The organism is Wolbachia endosymbiont of Trichogramma kaykai (assembly GCF_045765165.1).
Classification (GTDB): Bacteria; Pseudomonadota; Alphaproteobacteria; order Rickettsiales; family Anaplasmataceae; genus Wolbachia.
This window is the reverse complement of record NZ_JBJJXK010000003.1, coordinates 209,713-230,844: the sequence shown is the minus strand read 5'-3', so window position 1 is coordinate 230,844 and position 21,132 is coordinate 209,713. Positions and strand designations below refer to the sequence as shown.

The following is a 21,132-nucleotide window of genomic DNA, read 5'->3' as shown; positions in this document are numbered from 1 at the left end:
CTTCTATTTAATTCCAATAATATATAAAGCACCGATTATTAAAGCAACAAACATAATAAATGCATAATCAAATATATAACCAGTTTGCAACTTTATAGAACTTTTTGAACATTCATTAACCAACCTTACAACACCATTTGGTCCAAATGAATCAATAGCCTTAACATCAAACTTCCGTAGAAGCCTAGACATAAACCTTATCGGTGCAATTATAACAAACTCATACACCTCATCAAAGTACCATTTATTCTGCAAAAACTTAAGTAAAAATTTACTCTTAATTTGCCTAATTACTTGATATTGGTAAATTAGGTACGCAAGTGCTATTCCACTTAGGCTTGCTAAGGTTGGTAGTAGTTTTATAAAGAAATTATGAACTCCATGCTCATCAATCATCACTAAACTTGATTTCCAAAACGCATTACTAGTTATGTTCAAAATATTTGCTCCCCATATTCCAGAAAATACTGATCCAAAAGCGAGTATCAGTAATGGTATAAGCATAATCTTTGGTACCTCATGTATATTAATTTTACTTTGTTTTTGGCTGTGGAACACAAGAAGCAATAACCTCCAAGAGTAAAAAGCTGTGAAGAATGCAACAACTAGGCTTATTACAAAAGCAAAGCTATCCGTGCTATAAGCATGTTCAATTATCAAATCCTTTGAGTAAAAACCTGCAAATGGAAATATTCCAGAAAGCGCAAGAGATCCAATCCACATGAGAGTATAAGTGCAAGGGATTTTCTTCCAGCAATTTCCCATTTTCTGAATGTTTTGCTCATGATGCATTGCATGAATCACATTGCCAGCACCAAGAAATAGTAGAGCTTTAAAAAAAGCGTGTGTCATTAAATGAAAAATAGCAACATTGTAAGCAGAAAGCCCACATGCCATAAACATATAACCAAGTTGACTGCAGGTTGAATAAGCAATTATTTTCTTTATATCGTTCTGAGTAATTGCAACGGTGGCTGCAAAAAAAGCAGTGAGTGCTCCAACGATAACTATTAATTCTCGTGCCACATTTGATAACTCAAACAATGGAGAACACTTTGCTACTAAAAATATACCTGCTGTTACCATCGTTGCTGCGTGAATAAGTGCAGAAACAGGAGTTGGCCCTTCCATTGCATCTGGCAACCAAACATGTAAACCAAGCTGTGCAGATTTACCCATACAGCCAATAAAAAGTAATATGCATATTATATGAGTTACTTTGAATTCACAGCAGAATGACCTAATGTTCTGCGTGCCAAGAAGATCAGTTGTGTCAAAAACTTCAGTAAAATTCAAAGAGTGAAATGTATAATAAATAAGAAAGATTCCAATCAATAGTGCAAAGTCTCCTACCCTATTCACAACAAATGCTTTAATTGCTGCATTATTTGCAGAATATTTTTGGAACCAAAATCCTATGAGTAAATAAGAACATAGGCCAACCCCTTCCCAGCCAAAAAAAAGCTGCACGAAATTATCGCTCACAACCAGCACAATCATGCAAAACGTAAATAGCGATAGGTAAGAAAAAAACCTCGACTTCCCCTTATCATGCTCCATATAACCGATAGAGTAGAGATGTACTACCAGTGAAACGGTGGTAATAACAACAAGCATTAAGGATGAGAGAGCATCCACACTAATTGCCCAATTTGCTTTTAAGATGCTCAATGAAAACAAAGGAAATAAACTCAAGTGATAATTTTCAGAGAAGGTGAGAAAAACATACCAAGATAAAACTGCAGATATTCCAATCCCTGCCGTTGTAACTAACTGACTTTTTCTAAAAAGTGCTGCAAATAGCGAACCAAAGAGTGGCAAAAATACTATTAATTTCAGTATATCCATCATACTTTCATTCTTTCATTAAGTTTGCTTGTTCAACATCTATATTGCCACGGCTTCTATAATATACAACCAATATTGCAAGCCCAACTCCTGACTCTGCTGCCGCAACAGTCAACACAAACATCACAAAAATCTGCCCAACTATATCATTCATAAAGGCAGAAAAAGCAACTAGATTGATATTAATTGCCATCAATAATATTTCTATTGATAACAGTATATTGATTATGCTCTTACGGTTAATGAAAATACCACACACGCCAATAGTGAACAAAATAGCAGCAACTATCAAAAAATGATTTAATCCTATTTCCATTCTACTCCTTTTCCAAATTTAGCCTTAATCAATTTTACAGATGAAGATTGTGTCAATTGCTTTAATACATTCTGTTTTTTAATTCCTTTTTTCTTGTCCTGCAAAGTAAGAGCAATTGCACCGACAATTGCAACAAGTAGCAAAATTGCAGAAAGATGAAAAGCGTACATGTAGTCAGTGTAGAGCAAATTACCGATAGCTTTCACGTTATTGGTATTATAGTTTATAACATTGCTTATATTTGGTGCTGAGCTGCGGATTACAAATCCGATGATTAGAAAAAACACAACACATAACATAGCACTAAGAGTTAAATGCTTTGCAAAACCCTGATGCAATCTTATGTAGTCGATATCGAGCATCATGACTACAAAGAGGAATAACACTGCAACTGCACCGATGTATACTATCAGCACCATCATAGCAATGAATTCAGCTCCAAGGAGAATAAAAAGCACTGCAGAGTTAACAAAAGTGAAAATTAAAAATAACACTGCATGCACAGGATTCCTTACGCTAATTACACAAAAGGCAGATAAGATGCTTAGAACTGCAAAAGAATAAAAGAAAAAAGGCATCGATACTTTAACTGCAACAATAGCTACTAACTTAAAGTAATTATTGCTGTAAAGTCAATGTTATATTAAACGTTTGAAAATATTCTACTACAAGCTTCAGCTCCATTTTAAATAGAGCATTTTCTCAGTCACATAAAAACTCTTGACAATTTTAATTTATTAATGTATAATATATGCATGTTAATAGTTAGTAATGGCTCAAAATGTATAACATATTTGGTTACTTCAAAACTTGTGACAAGCAAAGTGAAAAATTAAATAGAGAGAATTATTAATATACCACAAGAGATTATGTGACAATTTACTTCAATAAAATACACTAGGCAGATCATGGAGATGATTTAAAGAAAAAGCATATGGTTTTATATATGATATCGGAGATTAGTTGAAAGAAACATATGAAAATCTCACTGAACGACCTGAAATGCATAACTTCTATGTTCCAGAAAAACTTTCTGTTAAAGCTGAGGAAATAAGATGAAGGAACTGAATCGTAAGCCTAAGCCATTCAAAACTCCACCTATCCAACAAGCAGAAGCTCTAGTGCCAATACCTCAAATCAAGTTGTTGTTACTCGACATACACCTGAAGCTACTAAAACAAGATAGATAAAAAACCTACGTTTAAATATGTAGTACTTGAGTGAAGCATTCTTTAAACTGTTCTATTCAATAAAATCTTTACAATGTTTGGATCATAGGTTTAACTTTACGAAGTTATAGTCTATAGGTCTTCAATGAACGATTATCTCTCACTGTTAAATCAAGAACAACAATTAGCTGTAACTAACTTAAATGGGCCGATTTTGATACTGGCAGGGGCGGGAACGGGAAAAACAAGAACGATTACTTCAAGAATAGCGCACATAATTAGAAACGGTCACGCTTATTCTGATGAAATATTAGCAGTTACATTCACGAACAAAGCAGCAAATGAAATGATATCAAGAGTGCTTGAACTCACGGGCACAAACATACCATGGCTTGGCACTTTCCATGCAATTGCAGCAAAAGTTCTACGTCATCATGCTGAGGTCGTGGGGGTAAATTCCAATTTTACAATTATTGGTGTGGATGACCAATTACAGGTAATAAAAAACATCATGAATGAAATCAACCCTGATTACCTATCAGAAAAATGTAAGACCATTATGAATATTATTCAGCAATGGAAAGAGAAGTGTTTACTTCCATTCGAAGTGGAAGACGTTCAATCATTTAGGCCAGTGTACGTAACTGCACTCAAAGTCTATCACCAGTATCAGGAAAGGTTGAAAATCCTTAACTCTGTCGATTTTGGTGACTTATTGCTATATAACATAAAACTCTTTAATCAAAAGAACGAGGTTCTATCCTACTACCAAAACAAGTTTAAATATATCATGGTAGATGAATATCAAGATACAAATGCAATACAATATCTTTGGCTAAAATACCTTGCAAAAGAGCACTCAAATATTTGTTGTGTAGGAGATGACGATCAATCGATATACAGTTGGCGTGGTGCAGAAGTTGAAAATATTTTGAAATTTTCCGATGATTTTAAAAATGCAAAAACCGTTAAACTGGAGTGTAACTACAGGTCAACATCCCACATACTTGCAACTGCATCATATGTCATCAATCACAATAAGACTCGCTTAGAAAAAAAGTTGTGGACAATAAACATTAAAGGGGAAAAGGTAAATCTAATAAAGTTATGGGACGGGAAAGCTGAAGGAAGGTTCATAAGCGAACAGATATTAAAGCTCAATAAATACAGATTTAGTGACATTGCAGTGCTCGTAAGAGCGACTTTTCAAACCAGAGTGTTCGAAGAGTATTTCATAAAGTATTCAATTCCCTATAGGATTATAAGTGGCGTAAAATTCTACGAACGTCAAGAAATAAGGGATATAATTGCATATTTGAGGCTTGTTACAAATAATAATGACGATCTCGCTTTTGAAAGGATCGTAAATCGTCCCAAAAGAAGCATAGGAGCTACAACTCTAAAGAAAATATATACGACTGCTCAGGATAACAAAATTTCTTTTTTTCAGGCAGCAAAAATATTGGTTAATAGTGATCAAGTAACCGAAAGAATTAAACTCTCAATAAATGATTTTTTAAATAAAATTAAAGCTTGGGAAGAAATAGTAAGCGTAAAACCACTTCATGAATTTGTTAAAATCGTAGCAAATCAATCAGAATATATGGAAATGCTTGAGAATGAAGGGGTGACGGGCTTAGCGCGAATAGAAAATGTTAAAGAGCTCATTTCATCTTTGAAGAATTTTGACAGCACTATAACCTTCTTGGAGCATATTAGTTTGGTGATGGAGGTGGATAATATGAATAGCGATGACACTGTATATGTTATGACTCTTCATGCGGCTAAAGGGCTTGAATTCCCATGCGTGTTTTTACCTGGTTGGGAAGAAGGATTATTTCCTCATCAAAGATCTTTTGAAGATAAAAGTGGTAAAGCTTTAGAAGAAGAGAGAAGACTTGCATATGTTGGCATAACTAGAGCAAAAGAAAGGTTGATCATTTCATGTGCAGATAGGAGAGAAATTAATAATCAGTGGCAACCAATGCGCACTTCTCGATTTATTAAAGAATTGCCAAGAGAAAATGTCGAGGTGATCAAGAATAGTGCCTACTGTTGAAGCTATAACTGCAGCTCTTACGACAAACACATCTGAATTACTTCAATTATATATTTCTCCTGGCAAAAGTTCTCTGATGGTCTTAAATAAAATTTTCAGTGAATGATTATCAGACATGTTGTGTTCTGCTGATTTTATTAGGTGTACTTCAACGTCTGTTGACTTAATTTTTTCAGCTAAATTCAATGAAATTTGATAAGGAACATCTTTATCATTAATGCTATGCAATAAGCGCACAGGACAGTTTATATCTATTGCTTCTCTGTTTAAAAGAAGGTTCTTTCTGCCATCTTCGATCAAATTTTTAGTTATTTTGTATGCACAGTGCTCCGAAGTAAAATCTATTACACCTTTAGAGCTTAGCTCTTCTTTTTGCTTGTATGACAATTGCTTGAATATTAAACCTTCAGTGAAGTCAGGAGCAGATGATATGCCGATTAATGCTGCAATTTTTTCTGGAAATTGAAGGGCAGTGAGCAGCATCAGCCATCCTCCCATACTTGAACCTATAATTATTTGTTTATTGCTAGTTAATTCACTTATCACTTTAGCACAATTTTTTTGCCAATCACTTATTGTATAATCAGCAAAATCACCACTTGAATTACCATGGCCAAAATAATCAAAGAGCACAAGTGCTATATCATTTTCTTGGCAAAATTTGTAAACGGCAGTTGCTTTAGTTCCATCCATATTGGATGCAAAACCACTAAGAAAAACTATAGAAGCCTTCTTTCCTTGTAGCTTTCGATATGCTATACGGCCATTACTTCCATCGAGTAATTTACAATAATTCATACTACTTTGGCAAGGCAACCGGACTATCGCTCATCGAACGCAAATAGCTGACTAGATCTGCAATCTCTTGTGGATTGGAAATGCCTGCAAATGCCATACGTGTACCTTTTATGTAGGCTTTTGGATTTTTTAAAAAAGCAAATAATTCCTCATACCCCCATTTCCCACCTTTTTCAAGCAGTGCTTTTGAGTAATTGAATGAGCTGCCAAGATGGGCTTTTTTATTTTCAACTATGTTCCATAAGTTTGGTCCCACTTTATTCATTCCACCTTTCTCAAAACTATGGCAAGCTATACATTTTTTTGCTGCTGACTTGCCTTTTTCAAAGCTAGCATTCTGCATGAGCGCTCCAATATCGAGGACCACTTGCTCGATTTTTTGCTGAGACTCATTGCTGCCAGCAGCTACTATCGTTTTATGTTCAATCTTGTATTCCTCTGGACTATAAAGCATATCAACTACATTGCTAACTATCATAATTATTAGTCCAGAAAGCAAAATCGATGCCGCAATCTTATTAAGCTCCATAGTTAATTCTTATCAAGTAATGTTACTTAAATTATGCAAATATTTTCGCAAACTGCAAACAATTACCTTTATTCTACCAAAGATAGAATTTCTATTACTTAGTTAATAGACCACAATTCTGCTGCTAAGTAACTCCGTGGTCCAGTCACATACTGGTATGGAATAATATATTCAAATAGATTTCCTGCAAACCTGTCTACATTGAAACTGGAACCACTTCTATAATGTTCGTTTGCTTGACCTAAGATTCAGGAGCATTTAAACTGAATTTTATAAAGTACTAGAAATGATAGGAAATCTAAGAGGAATAGTTGATGAGGTGTGTAGCGATCACATAGTCCTGAATGTGAATGATGTTGGCTACATCGTATATCTTTCAGCCAAAACTTTAAGTGCTTGTTCGATTGGAAGTAGAGTAAAATTACTTATCGACACTTATGCAAATGGCAGAGAAAACGTTACTCAGCTATATGGATTTATAAGTAAAGAAGAACAGCAGTGTCTGCGTTTATTAGTTAAAGTGAGCGGTGTCAGCTATAAAACCGCAATGTCAATTTTGAGCAAATTAACTCCAGAGCAACTGTTTTTGGCAATTATAAATGAGGATAAACTAGCACTTAAGGTGAGTGGACTTGGCCTGAAACTCATAAATCGAATTATTACTGAGCTGAATGGCAAAGTAAGTAAATTAGAAACAAATAACAATCATTTTCACTCAATTAGTGAAGATGCTCTTTCAGCTTTGATCAATCTTGGATATGAAAGAACAAAAGCTTATGATACAATAAAAAAAATAGAAGATGAATCACCAAACTTGGACACTAAAGATATTATTCGTATGGCGCTTAAAACAATATGAAGTCAATATCATGTAGTAAGGAATACTCTGAAGATATACGTAATTTAAATATCAGGCCTGAGCAACTTGATGATTTTGTCGGGCAAAAAGACTTAATACAAAATTTAAAAGTGTTTATAAATGCTGCACAGACGAGAGCTGAAGCTTTGGATCACGTATTGCTCTATGGTCCTCCAGGGCTTGGTAAAACAACTTTAGCACAAATTGTCTCTAAGGAATTAAGGGTTAGCTTTCGTGCAACTTCTGGTCCATTGCTTAGTAAAGCTGGGGACTTAGCTGCAGTGCTCACTACTTTAAATGCAAAAGATGTTCTATTTATCGATGAGATCCATAGATTAAATCGTAGCATTGAGGAAGTTTTATATACTGCTATGGAAGATTTTTGCCTAGATATACTAGTGGGTGAGGGCCCATCTACCAGAACTTTAAGAATAGATTTACCACCATTTACACTGATTGGGGCAACAACACGTCTTGGACTGCTTTCTGCACCGCTGAGGGATCGTTTTGGTATTCCCCTCCATCTTGAGTTTTATTCTTTTGAGGAACTGGTTGATATTATAAAAAGAGGTGCAAGAGTTCTTTGTGCTGAAATCGAAAAGGATGCTGTGCAAGAAATTGCCTGCCGCGCCCGTGGTACTCCAAGAATTGCTTTGAGATTACTGAGAAGAATAAGAGATTTTGTTGAAGTAAAAGATGATAAAAAAATTACCTGTGAAATTGCCGGTTCTGCACTATCAAAATTGGGTATAGATAAAATGGGACTAAATAAATTAGATATGGATTATCTGAGATTTTTGTTTAACACCTCAGGACCTGTTGGAATTGACACCATATCTATTGCACTATCTGAAGATGTTGGCAATATTGAAGAAACAATAGAACCTTATTTAATCAAGGTCAGTTTCATAAAGCGCACACCAAGAGGACGTGTTTTAACTGATCAAGCAAAGGAATATCTCATCATTAATTCAGTGGTATGCTAGTATTATACTATATTTTATAACATTGTATAGTATTACACTAAAAATTATAATATTCTTTTATTATATGATTTGTAGGTGTTTTGGAGGCAAATAAGAAAGTCTTCTGTTATAGTGAATATGTTCTTGAAAAATTACGTAATATATTCTAGTCTCTACATAATATAAATGTAAAAATATCAATAATTTATTGATATTTTTTAAGATTAATGCTTATTAAATACTTCATATTGTAAGATTGAATTATTATGTTTTATAGACCTAAGATAAAATGGTAAAAACCTTTCTAAACGATCATAGAAACAGTAATTCAATTAATGGAGAAAAAGCAATGGAAAATTTTTTAATCAATAACAACGAAGAGGACGGTAGCTCAATCTTCATTAATCGAATCAGGCAGCAAGATCTCTCTGCAGAGAAGAAGCTCAATGAATTAAAAGGATTCATGGAGGAGCTTGCTAGGAAAGCTGAGCTCAAGAGAATAGAGCTTGAGCGTCAGGCTGTGAGTTGCATTGATGAAACATTATCTCAAGTAGAGCTACAGATACAAGATAATGAGGATTACTTTACTGATAATAATCAAAGGGTATTCGCAAATTTCTTTGAATCCCTCTTTAATCTTTTTGAAGTAAATGTAGATCCGCAAGTCTACAAAGTGCTCAAGGAGAAGAAAGAGAAAAATCTACTTCTTTCGATAATTAAGTTTTTGCGTGATAAGCTTAATAAATTAGTTAAAAAGTTCTTCAAAAAAGATTTAGACTTAAATTGGGATAAAAGGCTAGACAAAGAGATAAAAGAATTGCAGGAGAAATTACTCAGTGGTGGGTTATCTCCGGAAGAGGAAATAGCAATACTCGAACGTTTGCAAGCGTTGCAAAATTTAAAATTGAAGCTTCAAACTTTTCTCGTGGGCTCAGTCATTGCAATGTTTGCAGAAATTTTTACAGTTAATTTAGCAGCAGTAGTAGAGCAAGATGTAACTGAGGGAAAAAGAGACAAAAAAGCAGAAAAAACAGAATCAAAAGGAGTTTGTCGAGAAATAGAAACAAAAGTGAATGAAATCACACCAATTTCCCCATTTAATTTTTCATCTCAAGTTCCAATGCCAATTGTTCTAGACAAGCAAGAACGTGCTATTTTACCAAAGCCTGTAGAAAAATTAGTAGACACTCTGCCTAAACCTGTTATGAGTCACAAAAATAGTGAGGTACAAAAAGTGGAAAAAATGAATAAAGAAAAGAAAGAAGCAAAAGAAGGGAAAAATGAAAAACAAAAATTAGCTGTCTGTCCACCTGCTCCAGAGCAAAAGCAACACAGGAGAATTAGGCGCTTTAATTGCGATGCAAATAAATTAAGTAAAGAAGGAGCTAAATATAACCGCAATAGTGATCAGCGAGAAGCTACTAAGTCTAATGCTTCTGTTGAACTGCCAGGAAGATTAACTGATAATGTAAGAGTTGAAAACCATGTTTCTTCAGTTAGCAAAAAGAGAAGTGTGTGAAGGTTCTCTCTCTTTTTGTCGTTCCAGACTGGTTTTTTATCTGGATTCCAGTCTGGGATCCAGAGAACTTAGTTTTAAAAAAGTTGTCATTCCAGTTTAGGATCCATTTTCTCTTCTAGATTCCAGACTGGAATGACACCGTCTTGAATGGAAGCCAGTGCCAACAATGCGCCATATCACAATGCTCGTAAAGTTGTGTACTCAGACACTTTCATCCAGATACAATTTCATCATATAAATCTTTCCGTTCTTAATTTGTTTTTTCAATTAAGTTTATTTTGCATTTTCTCTGCCAACTTTTCAGGAGTTTTTCTCTACTAATTGCTAAATTTATGTCTTGAAATTCTTCAAAATAGACTAGTTTACAAACATTGTACTTTTAGTCAAATTTGATGTTATACCTGTATATAGGGTTCCATTGCGTTCACTTGCAAGTGTATAAATATAATAACTTTTCATATATAATAAATAAATTTACCGAATTCCAGACTGGAATGACATTAAAGGAGCTACTTAATGATACCAAAGAGGATACTTGAATGACAAGAGAGAAAGTATTGGAATGACACCGTCTTGAATGGCATACGCGTCAAGTTAAGGGAAAATGAGGAAATTTAGTGCACTCAAAGTTGATATTCTTGTTTTTCTATATTTGTCTTTTAAGGAGAATTTTGATCAGGTTAAGACGAGTTTTTTTGAGGAAAATTTGTACCTTACTGACTACACAATTTAATGTTAAGAATAGCTGTCTAACTCGCCTTTTAAGCTCAATAAATTCCTTTATTAGACTAAGTTCTGTACTCTTTTTTAGTTCTGTACAACCAACTATTCCATGAAATATAAGAATTGCGCACAATTTAGCGTATAGTTTACACCATACTCTGTATGGTTTTCCTGTAAGTTCGTCAAGCCTGATGTGACTCTTATACAATCTAAATAATAATTCAATCTGCCATCTTACTCGGTAAATTATTAATACCTGATCAGCACTAATTTTATTTTCTGGAACGTTAGTTATGAATATCGACCAATCCAGCAATTTTTGATTCTTTTGAGAAGATGTATATCCATGTGATTTTGCTAACCTATTAGCCCTTCTTCTAATTATAGACTGTTCTTCAGTTAATTTGTGACATATAATTCTCACTTTAATTTTTGTTTCTTTTCCTAATAGCACCTCATTTTCTAGAAACAATTTATCCTCTAAACATTCTAATAACTCTATTTTTTGATTTGTTTCTGTACCATATATGTTGGTACCAGATTTATAACGACTTATAAAATAAGCTCCGGCTCCATTGATTTGTTTAAAGGAACTTGGCACAAAATAACCCAAATCAGATATTAGTCAATCATTGCTCGATATATTGCTTAAATGTCTTCTATACCCCTGATCTGACCTTATTCCCTCAGTTATATTAAGCTGCTCTAATGTCTGGGTTAGGTAGTCAAAAACTAATTGTAACTTTATTCTATACTTAGTATTACTTTCATAAACACTGTAGCTAGTACCATAACCTTTATATATATTTTCCATACCATTAGGTATGGCTGATATAGCTACTATCCAATAGCTTAACACTTCTAAAGTGCTTCAAAATTCTGCAATCAACCTTTAAGATATTCTTAAATAAAACTAAAGACTCATTATACATTCTTTTCATAAATTCCACTGCTTCCTTGGTAAATCTAAAGTCCAGACCTTGTTTTGTTATATTTATCGAGTCTCCATTCAATAATTGACAAATTGTATCTATACTACAATTATCAATCCCTATATTACCTATGAGATGATTTTTTCTTTACATCTATCCTCATTGCCTTCGTACAAACTATTTCTTTTGAAACTGCTGTCATGTTCTTTGGCAATTTCTAATTCATGAACCAATACATTTTGCGCCTTCACACTACTTTCACAGTGACAGTTTCTGATTATGTGTACATACGCTCTTGCACTGGTATCTCCAGATTTATCTATATTATACGCTTTAGCCAAAAAGACTAAATAGTCAAACCCTGCCCAAAGATAATACATTACCTTTGTTATAGCACTCCCCACAGAAAATAAAGCTGAGCGTGTGCAAGATAGTTTACCGTTGTTTTTAATTCTGTTCTCATATGAACGAAGGTATGCCTCTGTACTTTTTAAAATCCTATGCGAATCTTGTTCTGTCTTTTTGACATCAAAATCATTTATATCATGAACTTTTTCATACATTTCTTTTATCAAATCACTAGAAAACTTCTTCAGAGCTGAATCATCAATATTTCTACTAATATAGATTTCTACTTTTCTTCCAAGTTCTTCTTCCATTCTATTTTTTAGCAACTTATTGTATTTATTAGTAGCTGGAAACAAAACTTTCTGACAAAATTTCTGTGGTTCGTTTTTAAAATTTGCTAAGATCTTATTCACAAATAGCTCAACTTTTTGACCTGTAGCAGCGAAAAACCATGATTGTCTGCGCTCATTACGCTCTCTATTTCTTCCAAGATTCTGTAGGGCTTCAGATGGATTATTGAACTGACTAACCGAATCTGCAAATATTGATGCAACATGATTATATTCACTATCAAATCCACGAACTTTCGATCCATCTATAACCGTTGCCAACGCAGATTTAGCTAATGCATCAAAATCTCTTTTTTCATAATTACAATAAATAGTTCGATTACCTATTTGATTACGTATTATCGCTGAAAAGGGTCTATTTTCTCCAATACCAAGTCATTTTCCCAATTCCTGCAAAGATACATTTATTTTGTTTGCAGAAATCAATGAGACTATGTCGTATACCTTCCTCTCTTTCCATGAGGTCATGGAGCTCTTTGCTTAAGCGCCAATTATCAACTATTAAGCTGCATTGCTCATTATCACTTTTACTCAGTGCTTCAATTACTGTCTTTATTTGCAGTAAGAGCTCATCTCTAGCAAATTACTCACTAAAGCCTTTTCTCTCTAAGTAGCTTATAATATTGTTATCATTAGTGGTGCTAACATTCTTTTTAACATCTTCTATCAATTCACTCAAATCTTCTCTTCTTTTTTTATCTAAGGTAATATTATCACACTTTATTAAATATAAGAGAGTAAGATCGATCATTGAATGCATTACTCTATATTTTATATATTCAGCAGTACTACTGAAAATCCACCTTTTCTTTTAATTCAGATATCTGCTCTTCTGTCAAACTAGGATGTTGCTTTTTAACGCAGTTTATAAAGTTTAATTGACGTAATTGGGGCCTTTAGTCTTGATATGACATTCCTTCAGGCTAAAATTTATTATACACTTTATAACGTGTACTACCTTCATATACTAAATTATCTCTACCCTGCAACGCAAAGTTAAGGTTAACTATACTATTTACATCATCTAAAAGCAGAGCACTTTCTCCAATTGGGCTTTGCACATTCCATCTTATAGAAGTTAATAAATCATTGCTATCGACAAGTTTACTGTAATTAAAAACTTCTTCGCTTTCTTCAACATACTCATGAGCTGGACTGGATTTTTCTCTAGTAAACAAGCTACGCACGTTAGCAAGAAATCTAGAGAGCAGTTCTCTTGATTCCACTCCAGTTGCTTTAGTTAGCACCCACCAAACTGGCAACATTACCATACCAAATATAAACATAGATTGTATAGTATAGCTGCCCAATCCAAGCAGAATACAGCCAATAATCTGAAGTGAGACCAATGACGTCAGCAACATTACTATTTATAATAGGAAACAATATAGCTAAAGATATGATGGAGGTAGCAATGTTCACTACAAGTTCTTGATTGAAATTTGTTATCCTATTTGGTTTTTGCAATAACACTTGCTGTTTCGATGGCGTTTGCAATACAACGTCTACTCAATCTTGTCGGGCTGATAACTTTTCCGCATCTATTTAAAATCCTTCTCTTTGGTATTGCAGTGAGGTAAGTCTTAGGATATTTCTCATCAAGCTTGCACATGTTCTCAAAATCCTGCTGCTTGTTAATACTGTCTGCTTCATCAACACCAATCCACAACTTGGTATTTTGGTCTTTAAATTTACGATCATTTTCTTGCTTTAATAACAGGTCATGTGTCACTATAATTGTTGTAGGTTTAGTTGCCTTCAGTGCATTTTAATTTCCTCAGAAGTTTTAGGTGTCCTAATGTTTACAGTAAATGCACTGCTCATCATTTTTTAGCTTGATTCACTAGGTCACCACTTGGTACTGCAACCAGATGATGAAACCCTGCTTGGGTTAGTACGTGACTCAGTATTCCAATATCGTAAGTCTTGCCAAACCCAGTTTCTGCATCGATCATAACATTACAGTTAGTAGTAGAAGGGTTGCGCAGATGTTTCTAATACTCCTTCAACAACAGGTTTACGACGTGCTGCTATTATAGATTCCTTTGTATCATCAAGTTTTATAGATTCACCTTGCAACTTATAGTTGATTTCTTCTAAGCCACTTATAATACTTTGCTTTTCTTGATTGCTGATAGAACTCACACATTACCCACTATAACTATCACAATATTAATTGTATGTTAATTCAGTAAATTGTCAATTCTATAGACAAAAAGCTGATTTCAACTATCATATTAATATGAATATATGCCTCGGAATAATTACTTCTCCCCATGGAATCAAAGGAGCTGTTAAGATAAAAACCTTTACTGAAAAGCCCGAAAATATTTTCCTGTATGGTGGACTAATAATCGGAAGTGAAAATTATAAAATAAGTTTGGTGTCTGTTGTCAGTAATAATTTAGTAATAGCAACAATTAGCAGTGTGAATTCCCGTAATGAAGCAGAACTTTTTAGAAATAAAAAGTTATATATAGAAAGAAATAAGCTACCACAGTTAAATGATGAGGATGAATTTTACCAAGATGATCTTGTAAACATGGAAGTAAGACTAGAGAGTAATGAATTATATGGCTATGTGAAGTCTGTGAATAATTTAGGCTCGGGGGATATATTAGAAATTTTAGTTATCAGCACAAAAAAAAACATTATGTTATCTTTCACTAAAGAAATATTTCCATACATCAACATGAAGGAAAGATATATAGTAATCAACATGCCAGAATTCATTGGCCAATAAAAATTTTGATATTTGTATAAAGTTATTTATAATTATCAGACTAAATTAAAAGTGTAATTATGGCAGAAAGGGCTAATGATATCAGGCCAGGTCAGGTACTAGAACATAACGGTGGGTTATTTTTGGTTGTAAGTATTATGCATACTCAACCTGGTAAAGGTGGTGCATATATACAAGCTGAAATGAAAAATATCCAAACAGGAGCAAAGCACTATGAAAGATTCCGCTCTGATGCAACAATCAAAAGGGCTATTTTGGATGAAGATGAATATGTTTATCTTTTTACTGAAGAAAATATCGTAAATCTTATGCATCCAAGTAATTACGTGCAGATTGTTATAAATTTAGACTTATTAGGAGAAAAGAAGGCTTATTTGCAAGATAATATGAAAATTAAAGTAGTAACTTATCAAGATAAAATAATTTCTGCACATGTGCCTGATCACGTTACACTAACTGTAAAAGAAACAGAGTCTGTTATCAAAGGGCAGACTGTTACTGCTTCTTATAAGCCTGCAATTTTGGAAAACGGAATACGCGTTAACGTGCCTCAATTTATAAAAGAAGGTGATAAAATTGTAGTACATACTCCTGATAACAGCTATTACGAAAGAGTGAAAGAGTAAATGGCAATTTCATCACCACGAATCAATGTGATGCTTAATTCTGTACGCAGCGCCTCCAAGCAGCTTATACGTGATTTTAATGAATTGCAAATTTCAAGCGTTAAGTCAGCAGACTTTATCAATAAAACTTATTCGAAATCCAAGCAACTTATGTACGATTGCTTGAAAAACTACAACCAGAACTATGACTTTATTTTTGAAGACAATGTAGGCCAAGATCTAAAAGAAGGCAGTTATACTTGGTTTATTATGCCTATAGAAGGCAAGGAAAACCTTTTTAGTTGTATGGTTTATTTTGCAGTATCAGTCTGTCTCATTCATAAAAACAGAGTTGTAGCAGCTGTGATTGATGCTCCAGCACTTAGAGAAACTTTCTGGGCAGAGGAAAAGAAAGGAGCTTTTCTTGAAGATTTCAAATCTCGCCATATAAAAATGCGGATGAAAGCTCGTGAAGGGGGAATAATAGACATAAGTGGTAATTTGTTAAATAAATTACCACTTGACAATAATAATCTACGCTCCCTTGGCTCAACGGTACTAGGTTTTGCATATCTTGCTGCCGGAAGATACAATGGAATAATTTACTCTGGAATTAATAAATATAAAACTTCACTCGGTAGGCTTTTTCTGCAAGAAAGCGGTGGGAGATTAAGGAAAGATAACGCGCTTGTCATTGCTGGAGATATAAACTAAAGTTCATTCAAAAGAGCAAAAGTCACGTAGTAACAATAATAAATGGTTATCTTTCCTTACCTACTCCTCATTGCAGCAGGGTGGCAAAATAAGATAGACGGGAAAAGACAACTGTAGGAACAAATAGGTGTCATTCCAGCACGTGACACTATAATCAAGATTGTTTAGACTGGATCCTATGGTCAAGCCATAGGATGACAAAAGAGTAAACTTTACCTGTATGAGCTATAGATCCCAGTGTTAGCTACTTTCATGATAAGAAATAAAGCACTGATTTTGTGCATTAACCATGCTTTTAAATAGATACCTTATTCTTGGCAACTCTAAACTCAACAACAGACACAAACAGACAATTTCTTAAAAACCTTTACAAGAGATTTTGTTAAATGCTCTATCATTTCATTTGTATGGTAAGGCGTAGGAGTAATACGGAAGCGCTCAGTCCCCTTTGAAACTGTTGGGTAATTTATATGTTGTACATATATTCCATAATCATCAAATAACAATTTTGATGCTTTTTTGGACAACTCAGGATCGCCAATTATGATTGGAATTATATGAGTTTCTGTTTGCATAAAATTCACTCCTGCGTTTCTCAGTGAGTCTTTTACCTTTTCAACAGACTGCTTTTGCTTCTCTCTTTCAACATTGCTCGATTTCAAATGCTCAACGCTTGCCTTTGCTGCTGCTGCTAAAACGGGTGACATAGCAGTAGTAAAAATAAATCCTGGGGCTGAACTTCTTATTACATCCACCAAGCTCTTTGAAGACGCTATATATCCACCCATCACTCCAAAAGCCTTTGATAATGTACCCTGAATAACAGTTATTCTATCCATCAAACCTTCTCTTTCTGCAATTCCGCCACCGCGCGTTCCATACATGCCAACTGCGTGTACCTCATCCAAATAGGTAATTGCATTATACTGATCTGCTAGATCACATATCGCTTCAAGCGGTGCTACATCACCATCCATTGAGTATACAGATTCAAGTGCTATTATTTTCGGCGTTTTTATATCTATAGACTTTAGCAACTGCTCTAAGTGATCAACATCATTATGCCTAAATATGTGCTTCGGTCTTTTTCCTGATTTTATACCTTCTATCATTGAAGAATGGTTTTTCTCATCTGAAAAAATTACCACGCCCGGAATAATAGACGATAAAGTACTAAGTGTAGTTTGGTTGGCAAGATAGCCACAAGCAAAAGTTAAAGCAGCTTCTTTTTGATGCAAGTCAGCCAAAGACTTCTCGAGCTCAACAACTTCCTTTGTTGTACCTGATATATTTCTTGTTCCTCCAGCACCAACAGATGAATTTTGAATAGCAGCAATGACACTATCGTTTTGTGACATGCCCAGATAATTATTACTGCACCAGACAATAACCTCTCTATTTCTTTCATAATCCATAATATAGGGAAGTTTGCCAGGTAATGACGCAAAGTGCGTAAATTCGCGATAGCGCCCTTCTTCTTTTATATCTTTGATTTTATTTAAGAATATTTCTTCGTAGTCTACCAAGTTTTTATCTATTAACAACCAGTATAACTATAATAAATTATTAAATGATAGACTACTATATTTATTACTTAGACTGACATTCTTCTGTCTGTATAACCCTTTTGACCTGATTATCCTCAACTAAGCTTTTAGGCCTATAGCAGTACGTAATTGTAGCCGCAATAAGACAACAAGCTGCAACTGCTATTCCTATTGCTAACATTTCCAAGTAAACTGCAACAGCCACCCCTGAAACAATACTGGCTATTGCAAGCGCAGAAGCAGCTACAACATGCCTCTTTGTATTTTGTGGATTTTTTTTGAGGCCACTTTTGCTGTTTTGCTCATTAATGCTTGGCAATCCTGTTTCTGGCTGTCCATTTCCGTTAGCAACTTGTTCTACACACTTATTAGGTTGATTAACGTTAATACCACTATTAACATCTTTTGTGTCAATTACAGGGATTCTTGTTTTACGAACTGCTCCACTATCTTTTTTAAATGAAGAATCACTATTAGAGTCTGATGGAGTTCCGACAGAGCAATCACTCCCACTTTCTGGCTGTCCATTTCCTTTAGCAACTTGTTCTACACACTTATTAGGTTGATTAACGTTAATACCACTATTAACATCTTTTGTGTCAATTACAGGGATTCTTGTTTTACGAACTGCTCCACTATCTTTTTTAAATGAAGAATTACTATTAGAGTCTGATGGAGTTCCGGCAGAGCAATCACTCCCACTATCTTCAAGTTTAGAAAAACCATCATCTTCAGAACCCAGTGATGGTGAATCTGATTCACTTCCTTTAATCTCTTTCATAGGAATTTGTTGACCAATTGCAGTAGCGCCCACATCACTGCCTGATGATGATGCATCAGCGCACTCGGGGCTTTTTTCAGACAACAGTGCTCCTTGTTTAAGAAACTCTGAATGATCACAGAATCCTTGTTGTATAGTTTCTCTATCTCTTCTGGTCATCTCACCCTCCTCATAACTATTACCCATAGCTTCTATTGAAGCCTCTCCATTGTATATAATATTCTCTACTTTATCAACAATATTTTTTTGCGGCTGTTGATTATCAATATTTTTGGATTCTGGATCTTTTTTAATATTTAAATGCAAAGGTGTTTTATCATCTAAACCTTCAAGAAATTTTGTGATTTTTGATTCACCAGAAGACTTTTCCCTGTTTTCTTCCCTCACCAAATATAAACTTTTCGTTCCTACCAGATCTAAAGCTGTTTTGCCATCTCTATCTTTAATGTTGCAATCAGCTCCCTTATTTACCAGTAATTTTGCTATTTCAAATTTATCATGGTAAGCAGCCCAATGTAAAGCTGTTCTGCCATACCTCTCATCTTGAACATCAATATTAGCACCATTTTTAATAAGCAAGCCGATTAATTCTAAATTATTACGTGCCACAGCCCAATTCAAAGGTGCATGCCCTGAATTGTCTATACTATTAATATCAGCAATTTTATGATTAATAATAGTCTTTGCTACATCTATAAAATCTTGTTGTATAGCATAGTGCAAAAATTCTTCTGACATATCAGAAACTCTAGACTTGGCTTCAGTATCTTTAAATTTATCTAATACCGCTTTCACGCATTCTTGATTACGAATAGACAACGCCCTTCGAAGTTTTTCACATATGCTATGCCAAGGTAGAATAGTACTTCGATTTTTTTCCAAATCTTCTAATAAAAGCTTAGTATAACGTTGTCCACCAACACCAATAAGCAGCCTATCGAGCCCTTCATCTTGCGTAAATAATATACTTTTATGCGTTTCTGCATACCTTTCCACAAGTGTGTCATCAGCTGCAATGGCTAGTAGTGAAAGCTCTTTTACTGAATGATTACAATAACCATTTGTTTCATCATAGCTATTATTCAACAGTACATTGTGCATATGATCAGCCAAATTAAGCTGTTGAGAGCAAAAATCCTTCAAATTACCATAATTCAAATCAGTAATAAATCTATCGCTTTCCTCTATATTATTTATAGTTTTATCTAAATCTGCGTAATCACCATAATTTTTTGCTTTATTTATAACGTCTATTAATCCATCAAAGGTTAAATTTTCAGGGATAATGGTAAATTCTTCTTCATTATGCCTTGGTTCTATATTAACCTGATCTTGAGGCCAAAATAACTCTGTTGCTACAACTGCCGTAACTTCTGCAACACCTACCAATACATTCGCAACATTACCTAAAATGCCTGGATCAGCAACTACTTTGTTTGCTACTTCACTGCTATCAGATGAACTCTCAGTAATAGACAATTCTTCAGCAGCAAATGACTTAGGTCCTTCATTCATATTTTTCTCAAGAGTCTCTGTAATTCTATTATCCTCATCTTCGAAATGCCTATTTATTTCATCTAACAAACTTTTGCCATCAGCTTTGTAATTCTCTAATTGTTCAGGAATGGCAAATGTTACTTTGCCGTTTTCATACTCTACCTTACTATCTAAAAACTTAAGGGTGAACTCTAAAATAGCATCAACCCTGCATATTTCTTTACCCAGTTGCTTAATAGGCATATTTGGAAAATATTTAACGTTTAAAGAATCCTGATCACTACAGACAATCTCTATATGTCTATCATTAGCATCAGGCAATTGCAAATCGTGTCCCAAAAATATAGGAGAGAGCTGCATTAACAAAGAGCCATCATAACCAGCCTGATTGCAACTAGTAATTAATTCTTCTAATAGATTATCATTTGGAATTTCTGCTTTAGCATGTTCAAACATTTTTGTAAAAACATGTTTTGCGATTTGGCGTCGGTCATTCTGATTACATTTATCACAAAGCTGGCTAACGAAATTCTTGTCTATAACTTGACCATTAATTACAAAATCTATCCTGGGTAGGTCTTTGTAAGCTTGCTTTCCAGAATTTGCATCCCTATTATTCTCACTTGCCTTTACTTGACTTAGCAGAGATTGTGTCAGTTGAAACTGTAACGTAATTGGTACACTAGGTTCAACATCAGAATCCCTCACATCAGCTTCCTCTTGACTCTCATTACTTAAATCTCCAGACTAGCGACGCTCCCTTTCTTCTGCAGTATCTACTGCTGGCAGCATGAGCGCATCGAATAAATTCCAACCACCTATGATTTACC

The 21,132-nt window shown here is 34.3% G+C and carries 21 protein-coding genes and 1 pseudogene; 8 read left to right on the top strand and 14 right to left on the bottom strand.

Going from position 1 to position 21,132, the window contains the following annotated elements; all coding sequences use genetic code 11:
* Nucleotides 1–3: 3 nt before the first annotated feature.
* From nuoL to wTKK_RS03150, 3 genes are read right to left on the bottom strand one after another with little or no spacing between them, the layout of a single operon-like run.
* A complete protein-coding gene (nuoL, locus tag wTKK_RS03160; protein WP_407512021.1) occupies nt 4–1,851 on the bottom strand; it encodes an NADH-quinone oxidoreductase subunit L in 1,848 nt (615 codons plus the stop codon).
* Nucleotides 1,852–1,855: 4 nt separating this feature from the next.
* Nucleotides 1,856–2,164, bottom strand: coding sequence for an NADH-quinone oxidoreductase subunit NuoK (gene nuoK / locus wTKK_RS03155; RefSeq protein ID WP_407512020.1), 309 nt, complete (start codon nt 2,162–2,164; stop codon nt 1,856–1,858).
* Nucleotides 2,155–2,742 (bottom strand): NADH-quinone oxidoreductase subunit J, encoded by a 588-nt coding sequence (locus wTKK_RS03150; protein WP_407512019.1) that lies wholly within the window; start codon nt 2,740–2,742, stop codon nt 2,155–2,157. The genes nuoK and wTKK_RS03150 overlap by 10 nt, the downstream gene beginning before the upstream one ends.
* A 477-nt stretch (nt 2,743–3,219) precedes the next feature.
* On the opposite strand from wTKK_RS03150, the gene wTKK_RS03145 reads away from it, so the two are divergent.
* The gene (locus wTKK_RS03145) at nt 3,220–3,354 is read left to right on the top strand and encodes a hypothetical protein (RefSeq protein ID WP_407512018.1); all 135 of its coding nucleotides are present in this window, start codon (nt 3,220–3,222) and stop codon (nt 3,352–3,354) included.
* A gap of 124 nt (nt 3,355–3,478) precedes the next feature.
* Nucleotides 3,479–5,392 (top strand): ATP-dependent helicase, encoded by a 1,914-nt coding sequence (locus wTKK_RS03140; RefSeq protein ID WP_407512017.1) that lies wholly within the window; start codon nt 3,479–3,481, stop codon nt 5,390–5,392.
* A gap of 42 nt (nt 5,393–5,434) precedes the next feature.
* On the opposite strand, the gene wTKK_RS03135 is transcribed toward wTKK_RS03140, so the two are convergent.
* Both wTKK_RS03135 and wTKK_RS03130 read right to left on the bottom strand, forming a co-directional pair.
* The gene (locus tag wTKK_RS03135; RefSeq protein ID WP_407512015.1) at nt 5,435–6,190 is read right to left on the bottom strand and encodes an alpha/beta hydrolase; all 756 of its coding nucleotides are present in this window, start codon (nt 6,188–6,190) and stop codon (nt 5,435–5,437) included.
* Between the two features lies 1 nt (nt 6,191).
* The gene (locus wTKK_RS03130; protein ID WP_407512014.1) at nt 6,192–6,719 is read right to left on the bottom strand and encodes a c-type cytochrome; all 528 of its coding nucleotides are present in this window, start codon (nt 6,717–6,719) and stop codon (nt 6,192–6,194) included.
* 286 nt (nt 6,720–7,005) lie between these two features.
* Between wTKK_RS03130 and ruvA the strand changes: the two genes are divergently transcribed.
* From ruvA to wTKK_RS03115, 3 genes are all read left to right on the top strand, one after another.
* Nucleotides 7,006–7,578, top strand: a complete 573-nt coding sequence (ruvA, locus tag wTKK_RS03125; protein ID WP_407512013.1) for a Holliday junction branch migration protein RuvA — start codon at nt 7,006–7,008, stop codon at nt 7,576–7,578.
* Complete coding sequence (gene ruvB / locus wTKK_RS03120) at nt 7,575–8,564, top strand: Holliday junction branch migration DNA helicase RuvB (RefSeq protein ID WP_407512012.1); 990 nt, start codon at nt 7,575–7,577, stop codon at nt 8,562–8,564. The genes ruvA and ruvB overlap by 4 nt, the downstream gene beginning before the upstream one ends.
* 268 nt (nt 8,565–8,832) lie before the next feature.
* Nucleotides 8,833–10,062 carry a hypothetical protein gene (locus tag wTKK_RS03115; RefSeq protein ID WP_407512010.1) on the top strand — a complete coding sequence of 410 codons (1,230 nt, stop codon included), beginning with the start codon at nt 8,833–8,835 and terminating at the stop codon, nt 10,060–10,062.
* A gap of 594 nt (nt 10,063–10,656) precedes the next feature.
* Here the strand turns inward: wTKK_RS03115 and wTKK_RS03110 are convergent.
* The 7 genes and pseudogenes from wTKK_RS03110 to wTKK_RS03080 all read right to left on the bottom strand — a co-directional run.
* Nucleotides 10,657–11,861, bottom strand: a pseudogene (locus wTKK_RS03110) (IS4 family transposase); the annotation flags it as partial.
* A complete protein-coding gene (locus wTKK_RS03105; protein ID WP_407512008.1) occupies nt 11,846–12,676 on the bottom strand; it encodes a hypothetical protein in 831 nt (276 codons plus the stop codon). The pseudogene wTKK_RS03110 and the gene wTKK_RS03105, both read right to left, overlap by 16 nt.
* A 322-nt stretch (nt 12,677–12,998) precedes the next feature.
* Nucleotides 12,999–13,175: a hypothetical protein gene (locus wTKK_RS03100; protein ID WP_407512007.1), complete on the bottom strand. Its 177-nt coding sequence runs from the start codon at nt 13,173–13,175 to the stop codon at nt 12,999–13,001.
* A gap of 163 nt (nt 13,176–13,338) precedes the next feature.
* Complete coding sequence (locus wTKK_RS03095; RefSeq protein WP_407512006.1) at nt 13,339–13,779, bottom strand: hypothetical protein; 441 nt, start codon at nt 13,777–13,779, stop codon at nt 13,339–13,341.
* 86 nt (nt 13,780–13,865) lie between these two features.
* Nucleotides 13,866–14,147: a hypothetical protein gene (locus wTKK_RS03090; RefSeq protein WP_407512004.1), complete on the bottom strand. Its 282-nt coding sequence runs from the start codon at nt 14,145–14,147 to the stop codon at nt 13,866–13,868.
* 91 nt (nt 14,148–14,238) lie between these two features.
* Entirely contained in the window at nt 14,239–14,370 is a 132-nt protein-coding gene (locus wTKK_RS03085; RefSeq protein WP_407512002.1) for a hypothetical protein, read from the bottom strand.
* 10 nt (nt 14,371–14,380) lie between these two features.
* Nucleotides 14,381–14,560, bottom strand: a complete 180-nt coding sequence (locus tag wTKK_RS03080) for a hypothetical protein (protein WP_407512001.1) — start codon at nt 14,558–14,560, stop codon at nt 14,381–14,383.
* Nucleotides 14,561–14,657: 97 nt separating this feature from the next.
* Between wTKK_RS03080 and rimM the strand changes: the two genes are divergently transcribed.
* The 3 genes from rimM to wTKK_RS03065 are packed head-to-tail and all read left to right on the top strand — an operon-like array spanning nt 14,658 to nt 16,477.
* Complete coding sequence (gene rimM, locus wTKK_RS03075; protein ID WP_407511999.1) at nt 14,658–15,158, top strand: ribosome maturation factor RimM; 501 nt, start codon at nt 14,658–14,660, stop codon at nt 15,156–15,158.
* 59 nt (nt 15,159–15,217) lie between these two features.
* Nucleotides 15,218–15,784, top strand: coding sequence for an elongation factor P (gene efp / locus wTKK_RS03070; RefSeq protein ID WP_407511998.1), 567 nt, complete (start codon nt 15,218–15,220; stop codon nt 15,782–15,784).
* Nucleotides 15,785–16,477, top strand: coding sequence for an inositol monophosphatase family protein (locus wTKK_RS03065; protein WP_407511997.1), 693 nt, complete (start codon nt 15,785–15,787; stop codon nt 16,475–16,477).
* Between the two features lie 329 nt (nt 16,478–16,806).
* Here the strand turns inward: wTKK_RS03065 and hemA are convergent, their stop codons facing one another.
* Complete coding sequence (gene hemA / locus wTKK_RS03060; protein ID WP_407512228.1) at nt 16,807–18,003, bottom strand: 5-aminolevulinate synthase; 1,197 nt, start codon at nt 18,001–18,003, stop codon at nt 16,807–16,809.
* A gap of 64 nt (nt 18,004–18,067) precedes the next feature.
* Complete coding sequence (locus wTKK_RS03055) at nt 18,068–21,010, bottom strand: ankyrin repeat domain-containing protein (RefSeq protein ID WP_407511995.1); 2,943 nt, start codon at nt 21,008–21,010, stop codon at nt 18,068–18,070.
* Nucleotides 21,011–21,132: the final 122 nt, after the last annotated feature.